Source organism: Kitasatospora sp. NPDC088134, assembly GCF_044741705.1.
In the GTDB taxonomy this organism is placed as follows: domain Bacteria; phylum Actinomycetota; class Actinomycetes; order Streptomycetales; family Streptomycetaceae; genus Kitasatospora.
Genome location: NZ_JBIUTD010000004.1, coordinates 187,300 through 207,819 on the forward strand (window position 1 = coordinate 187,300; position 20,520 = coordinate 207,819).

Annotated in this window: 19 protein-coding genes; 8 read left to right on the forward strand and 11 right to left on the reverse strand. The window is 75.5% G+C overall.

Annotated elements, in window-relative coordinates; translation table 11 throughout:
* The first annotated feature begins 2 nt into the window (after nt 1-2).
* Nucleotides 3-344, forward strand: coding sequence for a hypothetical protein (locus ACIOHG_RS08700; RefSeq protein WP_400947136.1), 342 nt, complete (start codon nt 3-5; stop codon nt 342-344).
* Nucleotides 345-417: 73 nt separating this feature from the next.
* Here the strand turns inward: ACIOHG_RS08700 and ACIOHG_RS08705 are convergent, their stop codons facing one another.
* The 9 genes from ACIOHG_RS08705 to ACIOHG_RS08745 form a co-directional block, all read right to left on the reverse strand.
* Complete coding sequence (locus ACIOHG_RS08705; RefSeq protein WP_400947139.1) at nt 418-1,116, reverse strand: hypothetical protein; 699 nt, start codon at nt 1,114-1,116, stop codon at nt 418-420.
* Nucleotides 1,117-1,283: 167 nt separating this feature from the next.
* Nucleotides 1,284-2,084 carry a type III pantothenate kinase gene (locus tag ACIOHG_RS08710; RefSeq protein WP_400947141.1) on the reverse strand — a complete coding sequence of 267 codons (801 nt, stop codon included), beginning with the start codon at nt 2,082-2,084 and terminating at the stop codon, nt 1,284-1,286.
* A 23-nt stretch (nt 2,085-2,107) separates the two neighbouring features.
* The gene (gene nadC, locus ACIOHG_RS08715; RefSeq protein ID WP_400947144.1) at nt 2,108-3,079 is read right to left on the reverse strand and encodes a carboxylating nicotinate-nucleotide diphosphorylase; all 972 of its coding nucleotides are present in this window, start codon (nt 3,077-3,079) and stop codon (nt 2,108-2,110) included.
* Between the two features lie 47 nt (nt 3,080-3,126).
* A complete protein-coding gene (locus ACIOHG_RS08720) occupies nt 3,127-4,743 on the reverse strand; it encodes an L-aspartate oxidase (protein ID WP_400947147.1) in 1,617 nt (538 codons plus the stop codon).
* Nucleotides 4,744-4,759: 16 nt separating this feature from the next.
* A complete protein-coding gene (gene panD / locus ACIOHG_RS08725) occupies nt 4,760-5,209 on the reverse strand; it encodes an aspartate 1-decarboxylase (protein ID WP_400947149.1) in 450 nt (149 codons plus the stop codon).
* A gap of 41 nt (nt 5,210-5,250) precedes the next feature.
* Nucleotides 5,251-6,156 (reverse strand): pantoate--beta-alanine ligase, encoded by a 906-nt coding sequence (gene panC / locus ACIOHG_RS08730; RefSeq protein WP_400947152.1) that lies wholly within the window; start codon nt 6,154-6,156, stop codon nt 5,251-5,253.
* Nucleotides 6,156-7,073, reverse strand: coding sequence for a Rossmann-like and DUF2520 domain-containing protein (locus ACIOHG_RS08735; protein ID WP_400947155.1), 918 nt, complete (start codon nt 7,071-7,073; stop codon nt 6,156-6,158). Before ACIOHG_RS08735 ends, panC begins: the two co-directional genes overlap by 1 nt.
* Nucleotides 7,074-7,202: 129 nt before the next feature.
* Nucleotides 7,203-7,892 (reverse strand): response regulator, encoded by a 690-nt coding sequence (locus ACIOHG_RS08740; RefSeq protein WP_400947157.1) that lies wholly within the window; start codon nt 7,890-7,892, stop codon nt 7,203-7,205.
* A gap of 13 nt (nt 7,893-7,905) precedes the next feature.
* Nucleotides 7,906-9,117 (reverse strand): sensor histidine kinase, encoded by a 1,212-nt coding sequence (locus tag ACIOHG_RS08745; protein WP_400947160.1) that lies wholly within the window; start codon nt 9,115-9,117, stop codon nt 7,906-7,908.
* 114 nt (nt 9,118-9,231) lie between these two features.
* Between ACIOHG_RS08745 and ACIOHG_RS08750 the strand changes: the two genes are divergently transcribed.
* Together ACIOHG_RS08750 and ACIOHG_RS08755 are read left to right on the forward strand one after the other, a co-directional pair.
* Complete coding sequence (locus ACIOHG_RS08750; protein WP_400947162.1) at nt 9,232-10,236, forward strand: SAM-dependent methyltransferase; 1,005 nt, start codon at nt 9,232-9,234, stop codon at nt 10,234-10,236.
* 15 nt (nt 10,237-10,251) lie between these two features.
* Nucleotides 10,252-11,415, forward strand: coding sequence for an NADH-quinone oxidoreductase subunit D (locus ACIOHG_RS08755; protein WP_400947164.1), 1,164 nt, complete (start codon nt 10,252-10,254; stop codon nt 11,413-11,415).
* A 52-nt stretch (nt 11,416-11,467) separates the two neighbouring features.
* On the opposite strand, the gene ACIOHG_RS08760 is transcribed toward ACIOHG_RS08755, so the two are convergent.
* Nucleotides 11,468-12,298 carry a poly-gamma-glutamate hydrolase family protein gene (locus ACIOHG_RS08760; protein ID WP_400947166.1) on the reverse strand — a complete coding sequence of 277 codons (831 nt, stop codon included), beginning with the start codon at nt 12,296-12,298 and terminating at the stop codon, nt 11,468-11,470.
* A gap of 98 nt (nt 12,299-12,396) precedes the next feature.
* The gene (locus ACIOHG_RS08765; RefSeq protein WP_400947169.1) at nt 12,397-13,275 is read right to left on the reverse strand and encodes a hypothetical protein; all 879 of its coding nucleotides are present in this window, start codon (nt 13,273-13,275) and stop codon (nt 12,397-12,399) included.
* A 225-nt stretch (nt 13,276-13,500) separates the two neighbouring features.
* Between ACIOHG_RS08765 and ACIOHG_RS08770 the strand changes: the two genes are divergently transcribed.
* From ACIOHG_RS08770 to ACIOHG_RS08790, 5 genes are all read left to right on the forward strand, one after another.
* The gene (locus ACIOHG_RS08770; protein ID WP_400947171.1) at nt 13,501-13,845 is read left to right on the forward strand and encodes a WXG100 family type VII secretion target; all 345 of its coding nucleotides are present in this window, start codon (nt 13,501-13,503) and stop codon (nt 13,843-13,845) included.
* 115 nt (nt 13,846-13,960) lie between these two features.
* Nucleotides 13,961-17,173, forward strand: coding sequence for a toxin glutamine deamidase domain-containing protein (locus ACIOHG_RS08775; RefSeq protein ID WP_400947174.1), 3,213 nt, complete (start codon nt 13,961-13,963; stop codon nt 17,171-17,173).
* On the forward strand, nt 17,170-18,447 hold the full coding sequence (locus ACIOHG_RS08780; protein ID WP_400947177.1) for an SUKH-4 family immunity protein: 1,278 nt from the start codon (nt 17,170-17,172) through the stop codon (nt 18,445-18,447). Before ACIOHG_RS08775 ends, ACIOHG_RS08780 begins: the two co-directional genes overlap by 4 nt.
* Nucleotides 18,448-18,508: 61 nt before the next feature.
* Complete coding sequence (locus tag ACIOHG_RS08785; protein ID WP_400947180.1) at nt 18,509-19,462, forward strand: Ppx/GppA family phosphatase; 954 nt, start codon at nt 18,509-18,511, stop codon at nt 19,460-19,462.
* 239 nt (nt 19,463-19,701) lie between these two features.
* Nucleotides 19,702-20,511: a sugar phosphate isomerase/epimerase family protein gene (locus ACIOHG_RS08790; protein WP_400947648.1), complete on the forward strand. Its 810-nt coding sequence runs from the start codon at nt 19,702-19,704 to the stop codon at nt 20,509-20,511.
* Nucleotides 20,512-20,520: the final 9 nt, after the last annotated feature.

The window sequence follows — 20,520 nt, forward strand, 5'->3', positions numbered from 1 at the left end:
GGGTGACCGTCAAGACTTACGATCGTCGGACTGAGGGCACGCCGATCTGGCAGGTCTCCGACCCGGTTGCCTCGGAGACCCGGCAAGGTGGATTCACGATAGGCAGCGCGTCGCAGTTTCGGAACGTCGCGTTGGCGCTGACCGCTCCGCTGCCTCTGCTGTTCGACGTGGACCTCGGTTACCAGGGCCGCGACGTAACTCACGGGATGGTGGTGAACACCACCACGCTGCCCAAGGAGAATCCGCCCGACGGCAAGTTCTGGCAGCAGCAGGTCGGTGACACCGGCTACGTCGCCCGCTCCGCCCAGGAGATCACCGACGCCGCCTGCCGACCGCGGGACTGAGCGGCCACCGCAGGAGAACGCCCCTCGCCCCCGGAGAGCGGGGGCGAGGGGCGTCTCTTCGTTCGAAGGTCCGTCAGCCGTCGGTGCCGGTGGCGAGTTCGGGCCGCTGCTCCTCGTCGGCGGGGTGCTCGGGGTGCGGGGGCTGGTGGGTGCGGCGGCCGAAGAGCTCGGCGGGGGTGGGCATCCGGCGCGGGCGGGGGCGTTCGGCGGGGACGTGGGGCTGCTGGGTGCTCATCGGGAACCGTCCTCCGGCAGGGGTGGGGGGCAGGGGTTCGGACGCGGGGCTCGGCACGGCCGTGAGGTGCCGCGGTCCGGTGCCGAGCGAGAGCCGCTCGCGGACCTCGGCCTCGGCGAGCGCGTGGCAGCGCCCGGCGAGCCGGGAGCGGCGGGCCTGCTCGTGCTGGCCGCACGGCTGGCGGGAGAGCGAGCGCAGGGCGGACAGGTCGTCGGGGGTGGGCAGGTAGCCGTCGGTGACGGCCTCCTCCAGTCGGTCCAGGTAGCCGCCGGCGCCGCCGGGCAGGGCGGCCCGGTAGCGGGCGAGGTCGGCCAGCAGGAAGGTGCGCAGCCGCCCGCCCTCCTGGACCGCCTCGTCGATGGCTTCGGTCAGCCGCAGGGCGTCCTGGACGTCCTCGGCCCACAGTTCGTCCGGCAGGGGCGCCGGGAGCCGGTCGGGCGCGGCCGGGTAGAGGGCTTGGGCGAGGACACGGCGCAGCACCCGGACTTCATCGGCGCTGAAGGCCATGCCGCCGCGCGATCCGTGTGGCGTTGGCATGGGTCGACAGTACGTCTCGTACGTCCGACTTATGGCGATTGATGACGTGTTTGTCCCGATTGGCCTATGAGATGGTGCATTCGGCCGGGGGAGCGCCGGGGCCGGTGCGGGACCGCGCCGGGGCCGGTCCGGCGCTCCGCGCCCGGCCGGCCCCGGCGGACGGGGCGTCAGGAGGCCGGGGCGGCCGGGCGGTTGCGTTCGAAGATCAGCCGCAGGCCGATCAGGGTCAGCCAGGGCTCGTGCACGTCGATCGAGTCGGCCTCGCCGAGCACCATCGGGGCCAGGCCGCCGGTGGCGATCACCTGGACGTCGTTCGGGTCCTTGGCGAGCTCCTTGGCCATCCGGTTGACCAGCCCGTCGACCTGACCGGCGAAGCCGTACAGGATGCCGGACTGCATGCCCTCGACGGTGTTCTTGCCGATCACGTTGCGCGGGCGGGCCAGTTCGATCTTGCGGAGCATCGCGGTGCGGCCGCCCAGGGCGTCGACCGAGATCTCGATGCCCGGGGCGATCGCGCCGCCCACGTAGTCGCCGCGCGCGTTGATCGCGTCGAAGGTGGTGGCCGTCCCGAAGTCGACCACGATGCACGGCCCCCCGTACAGGTGGTTGGCGGCCAGCGCGTTCACGATCCGGTCCGCGCCGACCTCCTTCGGGTTGTCCATCAGCACGTGCACCCCGGTCTTCACGCCCGGCTCGACGATCACCGCGGGCACGTCGCCGTAGTAGCGGCGGGTCACCTCGCGCAGCTCGTGCAGCACCGCCGGGACGGACGAGCAGATCGCCAGGCCGGCCACCCGGTCGTCGGCCGAGACGATCGGGTGGGCGCCCATCAACCCCTGGAGCAGCACCGCGAGTTCGTCCGCGGTGCGGCGCGGATCGGTGGAGATCCGCCAGTGCTCGACGATCTCCTCGCCGTCGAACAGGCCGAGCGTGGTCTGGGTGTTGCCGACGTCGATGGTGAGGAGCATGGGGCGCTTTCTGCTTCGTAGGGTCAGGAGCTGCGGAGGTCCAGGCCGATGTCCAGGATCGGCGCGGAGTGCGTCAGGGCGCCGACGGCCAGGTAGTCGACACCAGTCTCCGCGACCTCGCGCGCGGTGGCCAGGGTCAGTCCGCCGGAGGCCTCCAGCTTGGCCCGGCCGGCCACCAGGGCGACCGCCTCGCGCAGCTGCTCGGTGGTGAAGTTGTCCAGCAGGATCAGGTCGGCGCCGGCCGCCAGGACGGGGGCGATCTGCTCGATCGTGTCGACCTCGACCTCGATCGGCAGCTCCGGGAACGCCTCCCGGACGGCGGTGAACGCCTCGGCGACGCCGCCCGCCGCGACCACGTGGTTGTCCTTCACCAGCGCGGCGTCGGAGAGCGACATCCGGTGGTTGGCGCCGCCGCCCGCGCGGACCGCGAACTTCTCCAGCGCCCGCAGGCCCGGGGTGGTCTTGCGGGTGTCGCGGACCACCGCCCCGGTGCCCGCCAGCGCGTCGGCCCAGGCCCGGGTCGCGGTGGCGATGCCGGACAGGCGGCAGAGCAGGTTCAGCGCGGAGCGCTCGGCGGTCAGCAGGTCGCGGGTGCGGCTGCGCACCGAGAGCAGCACCTGGCCGGGCTCGACCCGGTCGCCGTCCTCGACGTGCCGCTCGACCTCGAACTCCTCCTCGCAGACCAGCGAGACGACCGCCTCGGCCACCCGCAGGCCGGCCACCACGCCCGCCTGACGGGCCGTGAAGTCGGCGGTGGCGACGGCCTCGGCCGGGACGGTCGCCACCGAGGTGACGTCCTCGCCGCCCGCCAGGTCCTCGGACAGCGCCATCATCGCCACGTCCTCGACCTCGACCGGGTCCAGGCCCGCGTCCTCCAGCAGCGCGGCGAGCGCCGGGTCGAGCCCGGTCTCGTACTCCTCGCCGTCACCGCACGCGCAGCCGTCGCCGCAGCCCTCGGACTCGGTGGACAGGAGGGGGAGTTCGGAGTGGGACATGGTGGCGGGCTCCAAGGGGGCTGCGAGGGCTGGTGGCTGAGGGGAGGTCAGGCGGGGAGCGGGTGGACGATGTGGCGCCGCCAGTGGGCGTCGTCGCGGTCGGGGAAGTCCTCGCGCCAGTGGCAGCCGCGGGTCTCCTCGCGGAGCGCGGCGGCGGCGGTGAGGGCGGTGGCGACCTGGTGCAGGTTGGTGGCCTCCCAGGTCTCCACCGAGGGGGAGGCCGGGGCTGCGGCGTCGGTGAGGCCGGCCAGGCCCTTGCCGGTGGCGGCCAGCGAGGCCGCCGAGCGGATCACGCCCGCGCCGGCGGACATCAACTGCTGGATCGCGCCCCGGGTTCCGGCCGCCAGCAGCGGGACCGGGGTGGCGGCGGTCGCCGCGTCGGTGTTGACCGTCCGGGCGGGCAGCCGGCCGGCCGCGGCCAGCGCGGCCAGGTCGGCGGCGATCCGCTCGGCGAACACCAGGCCCTCCAGCAGCGAGTTGGAGGCGAGCCGGTTGGCGCCGTGCACACCGGTGCAGGCGACCTCGCCGCAGGCGTACAGGCCCGGGACGGTGGTGCGGCCGTGCAGGTGGTCGGTGCGGACGCCGCCGGAGGCGTGGTGGGCGGCCGGGTAGACCGGGATCGGCTCGGTCACCGGGTCGATGCCGTGCGCCCGGCAGGCGGCCAGGATGGTCGGGAAGCGGTGCTCCCACATCTCGGCGCCGAAGTGCCGCCCGTCCAGGTACATGTGCTGGGCGCCCTGCTCCTGCATCCGGCGGATGATCGCCTTGGCGACGATGTCGCGCGGGGCGAGTTCGGCCAGCTCGTGCTGCCCGACCATGAAGCGGACCCCGTCGGCGTCGACCAGGTGCGCGCCCTCGCCGCGGACCGCCTCGGAGACCAGCGGCTGCTGGCCCAGCGCGTCCGGGCCGAGGAACAGCACGGTCGGGTGGAACTGGACGAACTCCAGGTCGGTGACCTCGGCGCCGGCCCGCAGCGCGAGCGCCACGCCGTCGCCGGTGGAGACCGCCGGGTTGGTGGTGGCCGAGAAGACCTGGCCCATGCCGCCGGAGGCCAGCACCACGGCCCGGGCCAGGATCGCGCCGACGCCGTCCCGCTGGCCCTCGCCCATCACGTGCAGGGTGACGCCGGCGGCGTGACCTTCGGCGTCGGTCAGCAGGTCCAGCACCAGGGCGTGCTCGATCAGTTCGAGGCCCGGGTCGGCCTCCACGGCGGCGACCAGGGCGCGCTCGATCTCGGCGCCGGTGGCGTCGCCGCCGGCGTGCGCGATCCGGCGGCGGTGGTGGCCGCCCTCCCGGGTCAGCACGATCTCGCCGTCCTCGTCGAGGTCGAACTCGGCGCCGACCTCGATCAGTCGGCGCACCGCGTCCGGGCCGTCGGTGACCAGGACCCGGACGGCCTCCTCGTCGCACAGGCCGGCGCCCGCGACCAGGGTGTCCTGCAGGTGCTGCTCGGGGGTGTCGCCCTCGCCCAGGGCGGCGGCGATGCCGCCCTGGGCCCAGCGGGTGGAGCCCTCGTCCAGCACCGCCTTGGTGACCACCATGGCCCGCAGGCCGGCCTTGCGGACGTTGAGCGCGACGGTGAGTCCGGCCACGCCGGAGCCGACCACGACCACGTCGGTGCTCGTGGTCCAGCCGGGGGCGGGGGCGGTCAGGCGGTGCGACATGGATTCAGTGGCTCCTTCAGCGCGCGGCGGCGTCGGCCGCGCCGTTCGGACCACCGTACGCGGCGTCGCCGCGCAGCAGTCCGCTGCCCTCGGGGGCGTCCGCGGGGTCGCCGCCGAAGCCGGTGATCCGGTTCTGCTCGTCGACGAACACCACCTTCGGCAGGTACGCCTTGGCCTCGGCGGTGTCCATCTGCCCGTAGGCGATCAGGATCACCAGGTCGCCGGGGTGGACCAGGCGGGCGGCGGCGCCGTTGATGCCGATGACGCCGGAGCCGCGCGGCCCGGCGATGGTGTAGGTCTCCAGCCGGGCGCCGTTGTTGATGTCGACGATGTGGACCAGCTCGCCGGGGAGCAGGTCCGCGGCGTCGAGCAGGTCCTCGTCCACCGTCACCGAGCCGACGTAGTGCAGGTCGGCCTGGGTGACGGTGGCACGGTGGATCTTGGACTTGAGCATGGTGCGGAACATGGGTCACGCCTCTCTGAGTGCATGCCTGGGTGCTGCGGTGTTCAGCGGACGATGATGCTCACATTGTCGATCAGCCGGGTCGAGCCGACCTTGGCCGCGACGGCGAGCACCGCCTCGCCCCGGAAGTCGTCCGGCGCCTCGGTGAAGGACAGCGGGTCGACCAGGGCGAGGTAGTCGAGGGAGAGGCCGGCCGCGCCCTCCAGCACGGCGGCGGCCGCGGCGCGGACGGCCTGCGCGCCCTGCGCGCCGGCGTCGCGGCCGGCGAACAGCGCGCGGGAGAGGGCGAGCGCCTGCGCGTGCTCGTCCGCGGAGAGGAAGCGGTTGCGCGAGGACAGCGCCAGGCCGTCCTCCTCGCGGACGGTCGGGACGCCGACGATCTCCACGTCGAAGTCCAGGTCCGCGACCATCCGGCGGACGATCGCCAGCTGCTGGGCGTCCTTCTCGCCGAACACCGCGAAGTCCGGGTCGGTGATGTGCAGCAGCTTGGCGACCACCGTCAGCATGCCGTCGAAGTGGCCGGGCCGGGACGCGCCCTCGAAGCCCTCGCCCATCGGGCCCGCCGAGAGCCGGACCAGCGGCTCGCCGTTCGGGTACATCTCGTCCACGGACGGGGCGAACACCACGTCCGCGCCCATCTCCTCGGCCAGCGCGACGTCGGCGTCCAGGGTGCGCGGGTAGCGGTCCAGGTCCTCGCCCGCGCCGAACTGCAGCGGGTTCACGAACACCGTCACCGCGACCCGGCCGTCCTTGCCGACCCGGCGGCGGGCCTCGCGGACCAGCGCGGCGTGGCCGGCGTGCAGCGCGCCCATCGTCATCACCACGGCGTTGTCCACCGGCTGCTCGTCCGGCCAGAACGCCGCCTCGAACTCGTCCACGGTGCGGGTCAGCACCGCCGTGCGGACCTTCGCCGCCTTCGGGGCCTTCGCCGGGCGCCTGTCGCGTGCCATCAGTGCTTCTCCTCGTTCAGTACGTCCAGCAGCGCCGCCGCCGGTTCGGGCTTCAGCGAGCCGTTGGCGACCGCCCGCTGCGCGGTGGCCCGCGCCATCGCCCGGTAGGCCTGGCCGATGTCCGGGGTCACCGTAGCGAGTCGGTCCAGGTGCTTGCGCACCGTTCCCACGTCGCCGCGCGCCACCGGGCCGGTCAGGGCCAGGTCGCCGGAGCGCAGCGCGTTGTCCAGGGCCGCGCCGAGCAGCGGGCCGAGCAGCTGGCCGGGCTCCTGGACGCCTGCGGCGCGGAGCAGCTCCATCGCCTGCGCGACCAGGGTGACCAGGTGGTTCGCGCCGTGCGCCAGCGCGGTGTGGTAGAGCGGGCGGACGTCCTCCGGGACCCAGGACGGCTCGCCGCCCATCTCCACCACCAGGGCCTCGGCGACCGGCCGCAGCTCCTCCGGGGCCGTCACGCCGAACGGGCAGCCGGCCAGCCGGGCCACGTCCACCGAGGTGCCGGTGAAGGTCATCGCCGGGTGCAGCGCCAGTGGGAGCGCGCCCGCGCGGGTGGCCGGCTCCAGCACCGCGACGCCGTGCGCGCCCGAGGTGTGCACCAGCAGCTGCCCCGGGCGGACCGCGCCGGTGGTGGCCAGGCCCTGCACGAGGTCGGGCAGCGCGTCGTCCGGGACGGTCAGCAGCACCAGGTCGGCGGCGGCCAGCACCTGAGGGGGCGTCACCAGGCGGACGCCCGGCAGCAGCGCCTCGGCGCGGCGGCGCGAGGCGGCGGAGACGCCGGACGCGGCGACCACGCGGTGGCCGGCCAGCTGGAGGGCAGCGCCCAGGGCGGGGCCGACCCGACCCGTGCCGACGACGCCGACGGCGAGTCGGGCCGGGCGGTTGCCGGGGGCGGAGGGGTCTCCGAAGTCGTCGTGCAGCACTCTTCGCGTTCCAGTCCTCGACGGGTACCAGACGTACCGGTCAATGGTACGGGGGGTTTCCCGCCGACCCGCCCGGGCACCCCCGGCCCGCGCGGACGGCGGGGAGGGGGAGGAAGAGCGGGGGTCCGGTCAGGCGGTTTCGCCGGCCCGGGCGAGGCCGTTCTCGTAGGCGAGGACGACGGCCTGGACGCGGTCGCGGAGGCCGAGCTTGGCGAGGATGCGGCCGACGTGGGTCTTGACGGTGGCTTCGGAGAGGGTGAGGCGGGCGGCGATCTCGCCGTTCGAGAGGCCCTGGGAGACCAGCAGGAAGACCTCGCGCTCGCGGTCGGTGAGCGGGGCGAGGACGGCGGCGCCGGGCGCGGCGGTGGGGGTGGGGAGGACCTCGGCGAAGCGGTCGATCATGCGGCGGGTGGTGGTGGGGGCGACCACCGCGTCGCCGCCGTGCACCGAGCGGATCGCGGCGACCAGCTCGGTCGGCGGGACGTCCTTGAGCAGGAAGCCGGAGGCCCCGGCCTTGAGCGCGGCGAAGGCGTACTCGTCGAGGTCGAAGGTGGTGAGGATGAGCACCTTGGGCGCGCCCTCGATCGGGGCGCCGCGCTCGTCGAGGCAGATCCGGCGGGTGGCCTGGACGCCGTCGAGACGGGGCATCCGGACGTCCATCAGGATGACGTCGACCTCGGCGGTGCGGAGCACCTCGACGGCCTGCTGGCCGTCCCCGGCCTCGGCGGCGATCTCGATGTCGCCCTGCGACTGCAGGACCATCCGGAAGCCGGTGCGCAGCAGTTCCTGGTCGTCCACCAGCATCACGCGGATGGGCATGGGCAGGGCTCCTTCACTTGGACACCTTCAGGGGGAGGACGGCCCGGATGCGGAAGCCGCCGCCCGGCCGGGGGCCGACGTCCAGGCTGCCACTGACCATACCGACCCGTTCCCGCATGCCGATCAGGCCGTGGCCGAGCCCGTCGGTGCCGCCGTCGAGCTGCTCGCGGGTGGAGCCGCGGCCGTCGTCCTCGACCAGCACCTCCAGGTCGCCGGGGCGGAAGTCCACCGCGACCCTGGCCCGGGCGTCCGGCCCGCCGTGCTTGCGGACGTTGGTGAGGGCCTCCTGGACGATCCGGTAGACCGTCAGCTCCAGGCCGCGGGGCAGTTCGCGGACCTCGCCGGTGGCGGAGTACTCGACCGCCAGGCCGGCCGTGCGGACCTGCTCCAGCAGCTCCGGCAGCTCCTCGACGCCGGGCTGCGGCACGTACTCCTCCGCGGTGTCGGCGGTGCGCAGCACACCCAGCAGGCGGCGCATCTCGGCCAGCGCCTGCCGGCCGGTGGAGGCGATGGTGTTCAGCGCCTCCTTGGCCTGCTGCGGGGAGGAGTCCAGCACGTAGGCGGCGCCGTCGGCCTGGACGATCATCACCGAGACGTTGTGCGCGACCACGTCGTGCAGCTCGCGGGCGATCCGGGCCCGCTCGGCGGCGACCGCGACCTTGGCCCGGGCGTCCCGCTCGCGCTCCAGCCGGGCGGCGCGGTCCTCCAGCTCGATCAGGTAGGCGCGGCGGACCCGGGTGAGCCGTCCCCAGGCCCAGCAGAGCACGAACGGGGTACTCATCAGGACGGCCAGGAACACCGCCTTGTACGGGTCCTGCCGCTCGCTCGCGGGCGTCAGCCGCCAGAGCGTCAGCGGACCGGCCGTCAGGCTGGCCGCCAGCGCCAGCCGGGACGTCCAGGGCCGGCCGAACGCGGCGCCGGTGTACCCGAACACCAGGTAGGCGACGCTCGACAGGCCGGGCTCGACCCGGGCGGCGACCTGGAACAGGCCGAGGCCGACCGCGACCGCGGTGGTGGCGTCCGGCCAGCGGCGGCGCACCACCATCATCGCGGGCAGCGCGCAGGCGAGCGCGATGCCGGTGTAGTGGCGCCAGGGCGCCATCGGGTCGACGGGCGAGCCGGTCGACTCCACCGCCGCCAGCAGGCCGAGGGCGAGCACCGGGAGCGCCCAGGCGGAGTCCACCACCATGGGGTGTCTGCGGAGCCAGGCGTTGAGTCGATGCACGCCTCAAGCCTAGGGAACGCGCGGGGCCGTTCAGGTCCGCCGGGAGGGCGATCCGCAGGTCCGCGGGTCGTCCCCAGGGTGGAGAGCCGGTCCGCCCGGGTAACGTCGCCCGCTATGACATGGATGCGGTGGCGGCCCGCGATCGAACACGCCCTGTACCGACCCGACGGGGGCTTCTACCGCAGGCCGGAGGGCCCCGCCGGGCACTTCCGGACCTCCGTGCACGCCTCGCCGCGGTTCGCCGCCGCCGTCACCCGCCTCCTGGCGGGGGTCGACGCCGCGCTCGGCCGGCCCGCCCGGCTGCACTTCGTCGACCTCGGCGCCGGTCGCGGCGAACTCACCCTCGCCGTGCGGTCGCTGTTGCCCGACGCGCTGCGCGACCGGGTCGTCCTGCACGCCGTCGACCTGGCGGACCGCCCGGCCGGACTGCCCGCGGACGTCGCCTGGAGCGCCGAGCCGCCGGCCGGCGCCGAGGGCCTGCTGTTCGCCAACGAGTGGCTCGACAACGTGCCGCTCGACCTCGCCGAGCCGGACGCGGACGGCGTGCCGCGCTACGTCGAGGTCGCCCCCGACGGCACCGAACGCCCCGGCGCGCCGCTGGACGGGGCCGACGCCCGGTGGGCCGCCCGCTGGTGGCCGGACGGGGAGAGGATCGAGCTGGGCGGCCCCCGGGACGCCGCCTGGGCCGCGGCGGTGGGCGGGCTGGCGCGCGGCCTCGCGGTCGCCGCCGACTACGCGCACACCCGCGGCACCCGGCCGCCGTTCGGCACCCTGACCGGGTTCCGGAACGGCCGCGAGTGCGCCCCCGTCCCCGACGGCTCCTGCGACCTGACCGCGCACGTCGCCCTCGACGCCGCCGCCGTCCCCGGGCACCCGGCGCTGCTCACCACCCAGCGCGAGGCCCTGCGCGCGCTCGGCGTCAGCGGCGCCCGCCCGCCGCTCGCGCTGGCCGCCACCGACCCGGCGGCCTACCTGCGGGCACTGGCCGGCGCCGGGGAGGCCGCCGAGCTCACCGACCCGGCCGGGCTCGGCGCGTTCCACTGGCTGGTCCAGCCCGTCCGGATGCCGGTACCGGACGACCTGGCGGCCCTGCCGGGATGGCAGACTCTCCCCTCGTAGAAGGAGGCGACGGCCATGACGGAGACCACGGTCGGCATCGGCCCGGGCGCGCAGACGCTCCCCGGCGACCCCGGCAGCACCGACATGGTGCTCAACATCGGCCCCCAGCACCCGTCCACGCACGGCGTGCTGCGCCTGCGGCTGGTCCTCGACGGCGAGCGGATCACCACCGCCGAGCCGGTGATCGGCTACATGCACCGCGGCGCGGAGAAGCTCTTCGAGGCCCGCGACTACCGGCAGATCGTCATGCTGGCCAACCGGCACGACTGGCTCTCCGCGTTCGCCAACGAACTCGGCGTGGTGCTGGCCGTCGAGCGGATGCTCGGCATGGAGGTCCCCGAGCGGGCGGTCTGGCTGCGCACCCTGCTGGCCGAGCTGAACCGGGTCCTCAACCACCTGATGTTCCTCGGCTCCTACCCCCTGGAGCTGGGCGGCATCACGCCGATCTTCCACTCCTTCAACGGCCGCGAGGAGCTCCAGCACGTCCTGGAGGAAGCCTCCGGCGGCCGGATGCACTACATGTTCAACCGGGTCGGCGGCCTCAAGGAGGACCTGCCGGCCGGCTGGCTCGGCCGGGTCCGCCGGGCGGTCGGCACGGTGCGCGGGCAGCTGCCGGTGTTCGAGGAACTGGTCCTCGGCAACGAGATCTTCCGCGGGCGGACGGCGGGCGTCGGCGTGCTCTCCCGCGCGCACGTCCAGGCGTACGGCGTCTCCGGGCCGATCGCCCGGGCCAGCGGCGTCGACTTCGACCTGCGCCGCGACGAGCCCTACCTCGCGTACGGCGAGCTCCAGGACGTCCTGAAGGTGGCGACCCGTCAGGAGGGCGACTGCCTGGCCCGGTTCGAGTGCCTGCTGGAGCAGACCGCGAACGCGCTCGACCTGGCCGACGCGTGCCTCGACCGGCTGGACGCGATGGCGCCCGGCCCGGTCAACCTCCGGCTGCCCAAGGTCCTGAAGGCCCCCGAGGGCGAGACCTACGCCTGGACGGAGAACCCGCTCGGCCTGAACGGTTACTACCTGGTGTCGCGCGGCGAGAAGACGCCGTGGCGGCTCAAGCTCCGCTCCGCCTCCTTCAACAACGTCCAGGCCCTGACCGAACTCCTGCCGGGCACCCTGGTCGCGGACATGGTGGCGATCCTGGGCTCGATGTTCTTCGTCGTCGGCGACATCGACAAGTAGCACTCCGGGCCGGGAGCGGGCGGCGCCCGCTCCCGGCGGAGGCGTCCGGGCGTCAGCGGATCGGCTGGGTGGCCTCCAGCCGCTGGAGGGCGGTGCGGACGGCCGCGGTGAAGGCCCAGAACAGCGGCAGGGTGTTGGCCGCGCGGTCGGTGCGGGTGTTCTTGCCGGGGGCGAACATCGCGGCGCGCAGCTCGGTGGTGAGCTCCAGTTGGGCGCCCGCCCCGAGCAGGCTGCGGTTGCAGATGTTCTCCGGCGAGACGCCGGCGATCTCCTCGTCGCCGGTGGCGGTGACGGCGCGGATGCCGGCCGCGGCGAACTCCTCCATCAGGTACTGGCGCAGCGTGCCGTTGAGGCCGCCGACGAGGACCGCCGCGGCGCCGTTCTCCAGGCCCGCCTGGGCGGTGGTGCAGCCGTGCAGGGAGAGGACGTTGAGGCTGCCGGCGCACATCGCGCGGACGGTGATGTCGTCGCAGTGCGTGGAGGTGACGTGCAGGGCGCTGTTGCCGGAGGCGCGCAGCCCCTCGAACATCCAGAAGTCGTGGACCGGGCCGGCGGGCGCCGCGGCGCCGGGGCCGGCCGGCGGGTACCCGGCGACGGCCAGGCACAGTTCGGAGGTGCCGCCCTCGATGCCGCCGCCGTGCGGGGCGATGACGGTGGTCCGGACCGGGAGGGCGGCCGACCCGGTCTCCTGGTCGTCGACCAGGTGGCGGCGCAGGCGGCGGCCGTAGTCGACGCCCTCCACCAGCGCCGGGTCCGCGTACAGCGCGGTGTTCGAGGCGTAGAGGTCGGCGGCGTGGGCCGTGGTGGCCGACAGGACGGTGCCGAGGGCGCCGACGGCGGGCGCGGCGGCGAGGGCGGTGATCAGTGTACGACGGGTTATCACAGGAGCGGATCGTGGCAGTTGCCCGGGGAACCGGCAAGTGCCCTCCGGCCGTCGCCCCGGCCGGCCGCGCGGGCCCAGCGCCGCCGAGGGCGAAGCCGCTACGCGTGGTCGGCCGGGTGCGGGGCGAGGCGGGGGTTGTGGGCCTTGCAGAGGGCGACGAGCCGGTCGTAGGCCGCGGGGCCCATGAGCTCGGTGAGTTCGGGGCGGTAGGAGACGTAGACGGGGTTGGCGGCGTGGTGGGCCTCGGGGGAGCCGGTGCACCACCAGTGCAGGTCGTGGCCGCCGGGGCCCCAGCCGCGGCGGTCGTACTCGCCGATGGAGACCTGGAGGTAGCGGGTGTCGTCGGGACGGTCGATCCAGTCGTAGGTGCGGCGGATCGGGAGCTGCCAGCAGACGTCCGGCTTGGTCTCCAGGGGCTCCAGGCCCTCGCGGAGGGCGAGCACGTGCAGGGCGCAGCCCGCGCCGCCGGGGAAGCCGGGGCTGTTGAGGAAGAGGCAGGCGCCGTTGACGCGGCGGGTCTGCCGGTCGCCGTCCTCGTCGAACATGGTGATGCCGCCGTCGCGGCGGATGCGGCCCTTGGCGTCGGTGCCCTCGGCGTGGTGCTCCCAGATGTCGGGGGTGAGCCGGGCGGCGTGCTCGGCGACGCGCTGCTCGTCGTCCTCGTCGGAGTAGTGCGCGCCGAGGGTGCAGCAGCCGTCGGAGACGCCGCGGCCGGGCTGGATGCCGTGGCAGCCCTTGCCGAAGATGCAGCCCCAGTTGGAGGTGAGCCAGGTGAGGTCGCAGCGGAACACCTGGTCCTCGTCGGCGGGGTCGGTGAACTCGACCCAGGCGCGCGGGAAGTCGAGCGGGACCTCGCGGACGGTGGGCATCGCCAGGTCGACGGGGCTGCCCTTCGGCCCGGCCTTGCCCGGCTTCTCGGCCTTCCCGGGCTTCTTGTCGTTCTTCTTCTTGCTCTTGGTGCTCTCAGCTGGTGCCACCCGGCAAGCGTATGGCCTGGACGGGGCGGGGACGGGCGAGGCGGCGCGGCTTTGCCGGTGGTTCGTGGTGATTGGGGCGGTTTTCCGGGGGTAGCCGGGAGTGGTGCGCGGTGAAACGGCTGTGAAAAGCGCCGCAGCCCGGGCGGTCGGAGCAGCGCGCGGGCCTAGGATGGCCCAGCCGAGGGATGGTTGGGCGCTTCGGCGCCCTGGCACGGGGGAGTGCAGATGGGCGAGCAGATCGTCGTCCGGTCGTGGGAACTCCACGGCGAGGGACGGGAGTTCGAGAGCATCTCGAACGATTTCGGTGGTGCGGCGAAGCAGTTGGAGAGCGGACTGGCGGCGCTGGGTTCGCCGTGGGGCACGGACGCCCCGGGGCAGCCGTTCGGCGCCTCGTACGGCGAGGCCCGGGAGGGCGTGCTGGCCGGGTTGCAGGGGTTGGCCGAGCGGCTGGGCCGGGTCGGTACGGGCCTGCACACGATGGCGGACAGCACGGTCCGCACCGATCAGGACATCAGCGCGGACTTCAACGCGCCCTCGCTGAACCACCCGGCCGGACCCGGCCGGGTCTGAGTCGTTCCGCCGCCGGGCCGCCGGGCCGCAACCGGCCGGGCCCGTACCGGAGTCAGAGTACGGACGGGCGTTTCGGCCCGGCCGTCGCGCACCGCACCACCCGAAGGGGGAGCACGTGTCCAGGAACCTGCCGGAGGAACTCGCCCCCGCGCTGGCGCGGACCGGCCACGCGTGGCCGCAGGCGGACGAGGACGGTCTGCGGTCCGCCGCCGGCCTGTGGCGGGAGTTCGGGTCGGAGGCGGAGGCGCTGGTGCGCCGCGGCTCCGGGTCCGCGCAGCGGGTGGCGGGGGAGAACTCCGGCCCGGCGGTGGACGCGTTCACCGAGCACTGGCGGCAGTTCAGCGGCGGGGGCCGCGGGCAGTTGGACGACGCCTCGGCGGCGGCCGGCCTGGTGGCGGGCGCGCTGGACAAGGCGGCCGGGGCGGTGGACCACGCCAAGGCGGAGATCGTCGCGGTGCTGACCGAGCTGACCGAGAAGATCCGGGCGGCGGACGCGGCCGAGGCGAAGGCCAAGGCGGACATGGCGCAGGCCGGCAAGGAGATGACCACCGGCCTCGGCGGCCTGGTCACCGGTGCGGTCGGGGCGGCGGTCGGCGCGGTCAAGGAGGTGGCGGCCGAGGTCGGCGAGGCCGCGGCCGTCGAGCAGGCGAAGCTGAAGATCGGCCACCTGCTGGAGCAGCTGGGCCGGGACATGGGCGAGGCGGCGCGCTCGCTGGCCGCCGAGCCGCCGGTGGTGGCGCTGGAGCGGATCGCCCGGGCGGACGGCCGGGGCCTGCACGGCGAGGGCCGGGAGTCCTCGATGGCGGCCCGCTCGGGCCAGGTCACCGGGGCGCTGGCGAAGTCCGGGGTGGCCCGCTCGGTCGAGGTCGCCGGGGTGACGGCCCTGCACGCGGACGTGAAGGCGGACGGCACCGTCCGCACCGACCGGCACGGCAACCCGGTGCTGGTCGGCGCCGACGGCCAGCGGGTGAAGGGCGTCGAGGGGCTGACGGTCGGTCAGGGCCCGGACGGCTCGCAGCAGTTGCTGGACGCGGCGGGCAACCCGGTCTCCGGCGTGGCGCTGGGCGAGGACGGCAAGCCGCTGCTCGGCACCACCGGGAAGCCGGTGCTGGTCGGCCTGACCGGCGCACTGCTCGGCACCGGCCTGACGCTGGCGCTGGGCGGCGACGGGCACCCGAAGCTCGGCCCGGACGGCCACCCCGTGATGCTGGGCGCCGACGGCAGCCAGGTGGCCGGCCTGGTCGCGGACCGGCAGGGCCACCTGCTGGCCGGGGCCGGCGGGCAGCCCGTCACGGTGGACGCCAACCTGCGGGCGGTCGGCCCGAACGGGCAGATCGTCCAGTTCGGCGCGGACGGCCGCCCGCTCGACCTGCTCGGCCAGGACGGCCGGCCGGTCCCGGTGGCCGACGGTCAGCAGACCGGCCCGTTCGCGGGCGACTACCAGCACGGCCACGGCGGCCCGGGCGGCACCGGCAACGGCTTCCCGGACGGGCAGGGCCACGGCAACGGGCACGGCAACGGCCACGGCCCGGGCGGCGCGAGCCCGGTCGTGCTCTCCGCCTCCGCCCCCGGCCTGCCGCTGGACGTGCAGGTACAGCTCGGCGGCGACCAGGACGTCCAGCCGCAGCACGCCCCGCTGGACAACGGCCACCGCGGCGCCGGCTACCAGAACAACTCCGGCCCCTCGTACGGCGGTTCGCACGGCGGCTCGGGCAACTCGGGCTACTCGGGCAACTCCGGCGGCTGGTCCGGCGGCGGGCGCGGCGACTCGGGCGGCTGGTCCGGCGGCGGTGGCGGCGACTACACCCCGCCGTCCTCCCCGCACGTCCCGGTCTCGGTGCACGTCGACTCGGTGTACGCCCCGCCCGCGCCGAGCGCCCCGCCGGTGGTCGGCAACGGCGACATCTGGTCCGGCGGCGGCGGTGGTGGCGGGGGCGGCGGACACCGGGCCCCCGACCCGGGCTCCGTCTTCGGCGGCTCGGGCGGCTCCGGCGGCTCGGTCCCGCTCGGCCCGGTCGGCGGCTCGGCCGCGCCCGGCGGCGGCGTCCCGCTGGGCGGTGGCGTGCCGCTGGGCGGCGGCGCCCCGGTCGGCGGTCCGGTCGCGGCCGGTCCGATCGGCGGCGCGGCCCCGGTGGCCGGTCCGGTCGGCACCCCGGGCACGCCCGGCGCGTCCGGCGCCCCCGGCGCTTCCGGTGCGACGCCCGGTGCGGTGGCGGGTTCCGCGGCCGGCTCGGTGGTCGCCCCCAGTGCGCCCGGTGCCGCCGGTGCGCCCGGCGGTTCGGCCGCCGTGATCGGCGTCGGCGGCCAGCACCCGGCGGCTCCCGGCCGTCCGGTGGGCGGCCCCGTCCCGCCCGCGGGCGGCGGCGGCATCGGCCAGCACGCCCCCGGCGCCCCCGGCCGCTACGAGCCGGTGATGGACGTCCGGCGGCGCGACCTGCTCGACGAGTCCGGCCTGCCGGTCAACCCCGGGCAGGCCTCCGCGGCCTGGCTGGTGATCGCCAACGGGCGGCGCACCGCCGCGACCGGCCCGCTGCCCGCCGTCGAGCGCGAGCGCACCCTCGCCGACAGCCGCCCCTACGGCCTGCCCGGCGGCCTCGGCCCGGTCGACCCCGCGCACCAGGCGGAGGCGGTCCGCCGCACCCCCGTGCCCGCGCCCGACCCGATGGTCGGTGAGTGGACCGAGGTGCTGAACGGCGGCGGCCACGCCGAGAGCGGCCGCGCCAACAACTGCGTGGACGTGGCGCTGTCCGCCGTCGACACCCTGGGCGGGGTGCCGACCTGCGCCGCGCCCCGGCTGCCCGACGGCCCGGCCGGCGAGCGCGGCGGCCGGGACCGCGCCGAGCTCGAACTCGGCACCCGCTTCCTCGACCTGGGCGACGGCGAGGAGGCGCACGGCAAGCTCGGCCGGGCGCTGCTCGCGCACGGCACCGGCACCCGGGCGGTGCTGCTCACCGTCGACGCCTTCGGCCGCTCGCACACCTGGAACGCCGTCAACCACAAGGGCGTGCTCAGCTACCTGGACCACCAGACCGGCTACGCCGCGCCCGGCCCGCTCTACCCGGCCGACCACGGCCTGTGGGCGATCGCGGTGGACGCCGCGGACCGGCCGATCGACCTGACCGCGCCGCTGCCCGTCACCGTCCCGGTCCCGGCCGCAGCGCCCGAGGTCGTGCCCGAGGCCGCGCCGGAGCCCGCCCTGGTCGGCGCGCCCGCCGAGGCCCCGGCGGCCGGGGAGTCGACGGCCGGGGAATCGGCGGCCGACGCCCCGGCGGCGCCCCCGCGTTCCCGGCTCACCATCCACCGCACCACCGGGAGCACCAGCCGATGATCACCCGTGAACAGGCCCTCGCCCTCGCCCACCGCTGGGTCAACGGCGACCTCCCGCAGGAGGGTTCACGGCCTGTCAGGTGCCACGAGTTCGACCTCGGCTGGGTGCTCTGGCCGGAGCCGGCGCCGGTCCTCACCGACCCGCTCACCGGCGTCCGCCGCGCCCCCGAGGAGATCGGCGCGGCCTGCGCCGTGGTCGACCGGACCAGCGGCGAGCTCACCGTCTTCCCGTCCGTCCCGGTCCAGGTGGTGGAGAGCCTGTACCGGGACCGGCTCGGCGCGGGCCACCACAACCCGGCGCTGCCGCCCGTCACCGGCCCCGGCACCCGGGCCACCCTCAGCTACCGGGACGCCGCGGGCGAGGTCCGGTCGCTGACCGTGCGGTCCGCGCACGGCCGCCCGCACCCCGCGCTGCTCGCCCGGCGGCAGCTCGCCGCGCAGGGCGTCGCCGACGCCGACCTGGTGGCGCTCCGCACCGACCTGCGGCTCTCGATGCTCCCCGGCAGCTACAGCGAGCACGCCGTGGCCAGCGAACTCCCGGCCGTCCACCTGGAGTACGAACTGCCCTTCGGCCCGCGCCACGACCACCGGGCGGCCGCCCTGCGGGCCCTGACGGCCCGCACCGGCAGCCGGTTCAACCGGATGCCGTTCCCGCTCGCCGTGCCGCCCGCCCAGCCCGAGGACCCGGCCCTGCTCGGCAAGCGGCTGGCCGCGCTGTTCGGCGAGGACGGCGTCCGCCGCTTCGAGCAGGGCGCGGTGCTCGCCGCCGACCTGCCGGAGTCCGCCGCCCGGACGCTCCAGCAGACCGGCCTGCCGCGCGCCGTCCCCGGCCTGTTCGGGCTGCACCACCCCGAGAGCGACGGCATCGGTGAGCAGGTCGCCCCGGTGCTGCCCGACCTCGCCGAGCAGCTCGCCGCCCTCGGCCGGGGCCGCCGGGCCACCGCCGCCGCCCGCACCGCGCTGCTCGGGCAGCGCCTGCTCGGCACCGACGGCTGGGCGCTGATCAGTGTGGACACCGCGCAGGGCCGGGTCCGGGCGATCGACCCCGACACCTGCGAGGCCCGGCACTGCAACGCCGACCTGACCGCCTTCACCCGCTCGCTGGCGCTGTTCGCCGAACGCCGCCCGCGCCTGCTCGACCTGCCGCCGGAGCAGGCCGGGCCGGCCGTCGCCGAGCTCCAGTGGGCGCTCGCGGCGCTCGACCGGACGGCGCTGCGCGACCCGGAGAACTGGTGGTCGGTCCTGGTCGAGCAGCTCTGGGCCGGGCTGCTCTGACCGCGATCAGGCTGTCGTTCGTATCCCCGGTGGTCACCGGGTTGGGCTAAGTTGGACGGTTATGCGACTCGGTGTGCTCGACGTAGGCTCCAACACCGTCCACTTCCTCGTGGTGGACGCCCACCCCGGCGCGGCCCCGCTGCCCGCCTACTCCCACAAGGCCGAGCTGCGTCTCGCCGAGCTGCTGGACGAGCACGGGGCGATCGGCGAGGTCGGGGTCGAGCGGCTGGTGTCGATGGTCGCCTCCTCGATCCGGGTGGCCGAGGACAAGGGCGTCGTGGACCTGCTGCCGTTCGCCACCTCCGCCGTCCGGGAGGCCGCCAACGGCGAGGAGGTGCTGCGCCGGGTCGAGGACGAGACCGGGGTCGCGCTCACCGTGCTGTCCGGGCAGGACGAGGCCCGGCTGACCTTCCTCGCCGTCCGGCGCTGGTTCGGCTGGTCCTCCGGCCGGCTGCTCGACCTGGACATCGGCGGCGGCTCGCTGGAGATCGCCTGCGGCATCGACGAGCAGCCCGACGTGGCGACCTCGCTGCCGCTCGGCGCGGGCCGCCTCACCGCCCGGCTGCCCGGCGAGGTCGCCGACGCCGGGGACCTGCGCGAGCTGCGGCGGCACATCCGGGCCGAGATCGCCGGCGTGGTCGGCGACTTCGCCCGGCTCGGGCCGCCGGACCACGCCGTCGCCACCTCGAAGACCTTCAAGCAGCTGGCCCGGATGACCGGCGCCGCCCCCGAGGGCGCGGGCGTCCGGGTCCCGCGCAAGCTGACCAGGTCGGGCCTGTCCGCCTGGCTGCCCCGGCTGGCCGCGATGACGCCCGCCGAGCGCGCCCAGATCCCCGGCGTCTCGCTCGGCCGGGCCCGCCAGCTGCTGGCCGGCGCGCTGGTCGCCGACGCGGCGATGGACCTGTTCGGCCTGGAGGAGCTGGACATCTGTCCCTGGGCGCTGCGCGAGGGCATCATCCTGCGCCGCCTGGACGCGCTGACCGGCCACGAGCCCCGGGTGGCGATCGAGGTCTGACGGGCCGTGGTTCCCCGGGCTCCCGGCGTGCGTGCCGTAGCGCACACTGCCGGACGGGGGTCCCGCGGCGCGGTGCGCTTAGTCTGGTAGGCGTGGCGGATTCAGCGGACGGTCGGCGGGCGGGACGGCGTCCGCTGCCCTTGAAGGCGGCCCGGGCCGCCCGGGCGGCGCGGCGCAAGCTGGAGCGGCCGCCGCTGCTGCGGACCACGGACCGGCTGGTGCTGCCGCCGCACCCGGCCCTGCACGTGCCGGACACCAAGGTCGCGCTGTCCACCGCCTCGGTGTACCCGTCGACCACCGGGACGGCGTTCGAGCTGGCGGCCCGGCTGGGCTACGACGGCGTCGAGGTGATGGTCTGGAACGACCCGGTGAGCCAGGACGTCGAGGGGCTGCGGCGGCTCTCCGACCAGTACGCGATGCCGATCCTGGCGGTGCACGCGCCCTGCCTGCTGATCACCCAGCGGGTGTGGACCACCGACCCGTGGACGAAGCTGGTCCGGGCCCGGAAGGCCGCCGAGCGGCTGGGCGCGGACACCGTGGTGGTGCACCCGCCGTTCCGCTGGCAGCGGCAGTACGCCAAGGACTTCGTGACCGGTATCGGCCGGATGGCGGGGGAGACCGACGTCCGGTTCGCGGTGGAGAACATGTACCCGTGGCGCTACCGGGACCGCGAGGTGCTGGCGTACGCCCCGGGCTGGGACGTCACCGAGGAGGACTACCGGCACTTCACCGTCGACCTGTCGCACGCCTCGACCTCCCGGCTGGACGCGCTGGAGCTGGCGGCCCGGATGGGCGACCGGCTGGCGCACGTGCACCTGGCGGACGGCTCCGGCTCCGGCAAGGACGAGCACCTGATCCCCGGCCGGGGCAAGCAGCCCTGCGCGGAACTGCTGGAACGGCTGGCCGGCAGCGGCTTCGACGGCCACGTGGTGCTGGAGGTCAACACCCGCCGCTCCGGCTCCCCGGCCGAGCGCGAGGCCGACCTCGCCGAGGCACTGGCCTTCACCCGCCTGCACCTGGCCGCCGTCCGCCCGGCGCCCGACGCCTGACGGACCGCC

Bases quoted from the DNA above. Each gene is read 5' to 3' on its own strand.
- ACIOHG_RS08755 (WP_400947164.1), top strand. From the start codon at position 10,252: ATGACGGAGACCACGGTCGGCATCGGCCCGGGCGCGCAGACGCTCCCC.
- panD (WP_400947149.1), bottom strand. From the start codon at position 5,209: ATGTTCCGCACCATGCTCAAGTCCAAGATCCACCGTGCCACCGTCACC.
- ACIOHG_RS08740 (WP_400947157.1), bottom strand. From the start codon at position 7,892: ATGCCCATCCGCGTGATGCTGGTGGACGACCAGGAACTGCTGCGCACC.
- ACIOHG_RS08785 (WP_400947180.1), top strand. From the start codon at position 18,509: ATGCGACTCGGTGTGCTCGACGTAGGCTCCAACACCGTCCACTTCCTC.
- ACIOHG_RS08710 (WP_400947141.1), bottom strand. From the start codon at position 2,084: ATGCTCCTCACCATCGACGTCGGCAACACCCAGACCACGCTCGGCCTG.
- ACIOHG_RS08720 (WP_400947147.1), bottom strand. From the start codon at position 4,743: ATGTCGCACCGCCTGACCGCCCCCGCCCCCGGCTGGACCACGAGCACC.
- ACIOHG_RS08770 (WP_400947171.1), top strand. From the start codon at position 13,501: ATGGGCGAGCAGATCGTCGTCCGGTCGTGGGAACTCCACGGCGAGGGA.
- panC (WP_400947152.1), bottom strand. From the start codon at position 6,156: ATGGCACGCGACAGGCGCCCGGCGAAGGCCCCGAAGGCGGCGAAGGTC.
- ACIOHG_RS08780 (WP_400947177.1), top strand. From the start codon at position 17,170: ATGATCACCCGTGAACAGGCCCTCGCCCTCGCCCACCGCTGGGTCAAC.
- nadC (WP_400947144.1), bottom strand. From the start codon at position 3,079: ATGTCCCACTCCGAACTCCCCCTCCTGTCCACCGAGTCCGAGGGCTGC.
- ACIOHG_RS08705 (WP_400947139.1), bottom strand. From the start codon at position 1,116: ATGCCAACGCCACACGGATCGCGCGGCGGCATGGCCTTCAGCGCCGAT.
- ACIOHG_RS08750 (WP_400947162.1), top strand. From the start codon at position 9,232: ATGACATGGATGCGGTGGCGGCCCGCGATCGAACACGCCCTGTACCGA.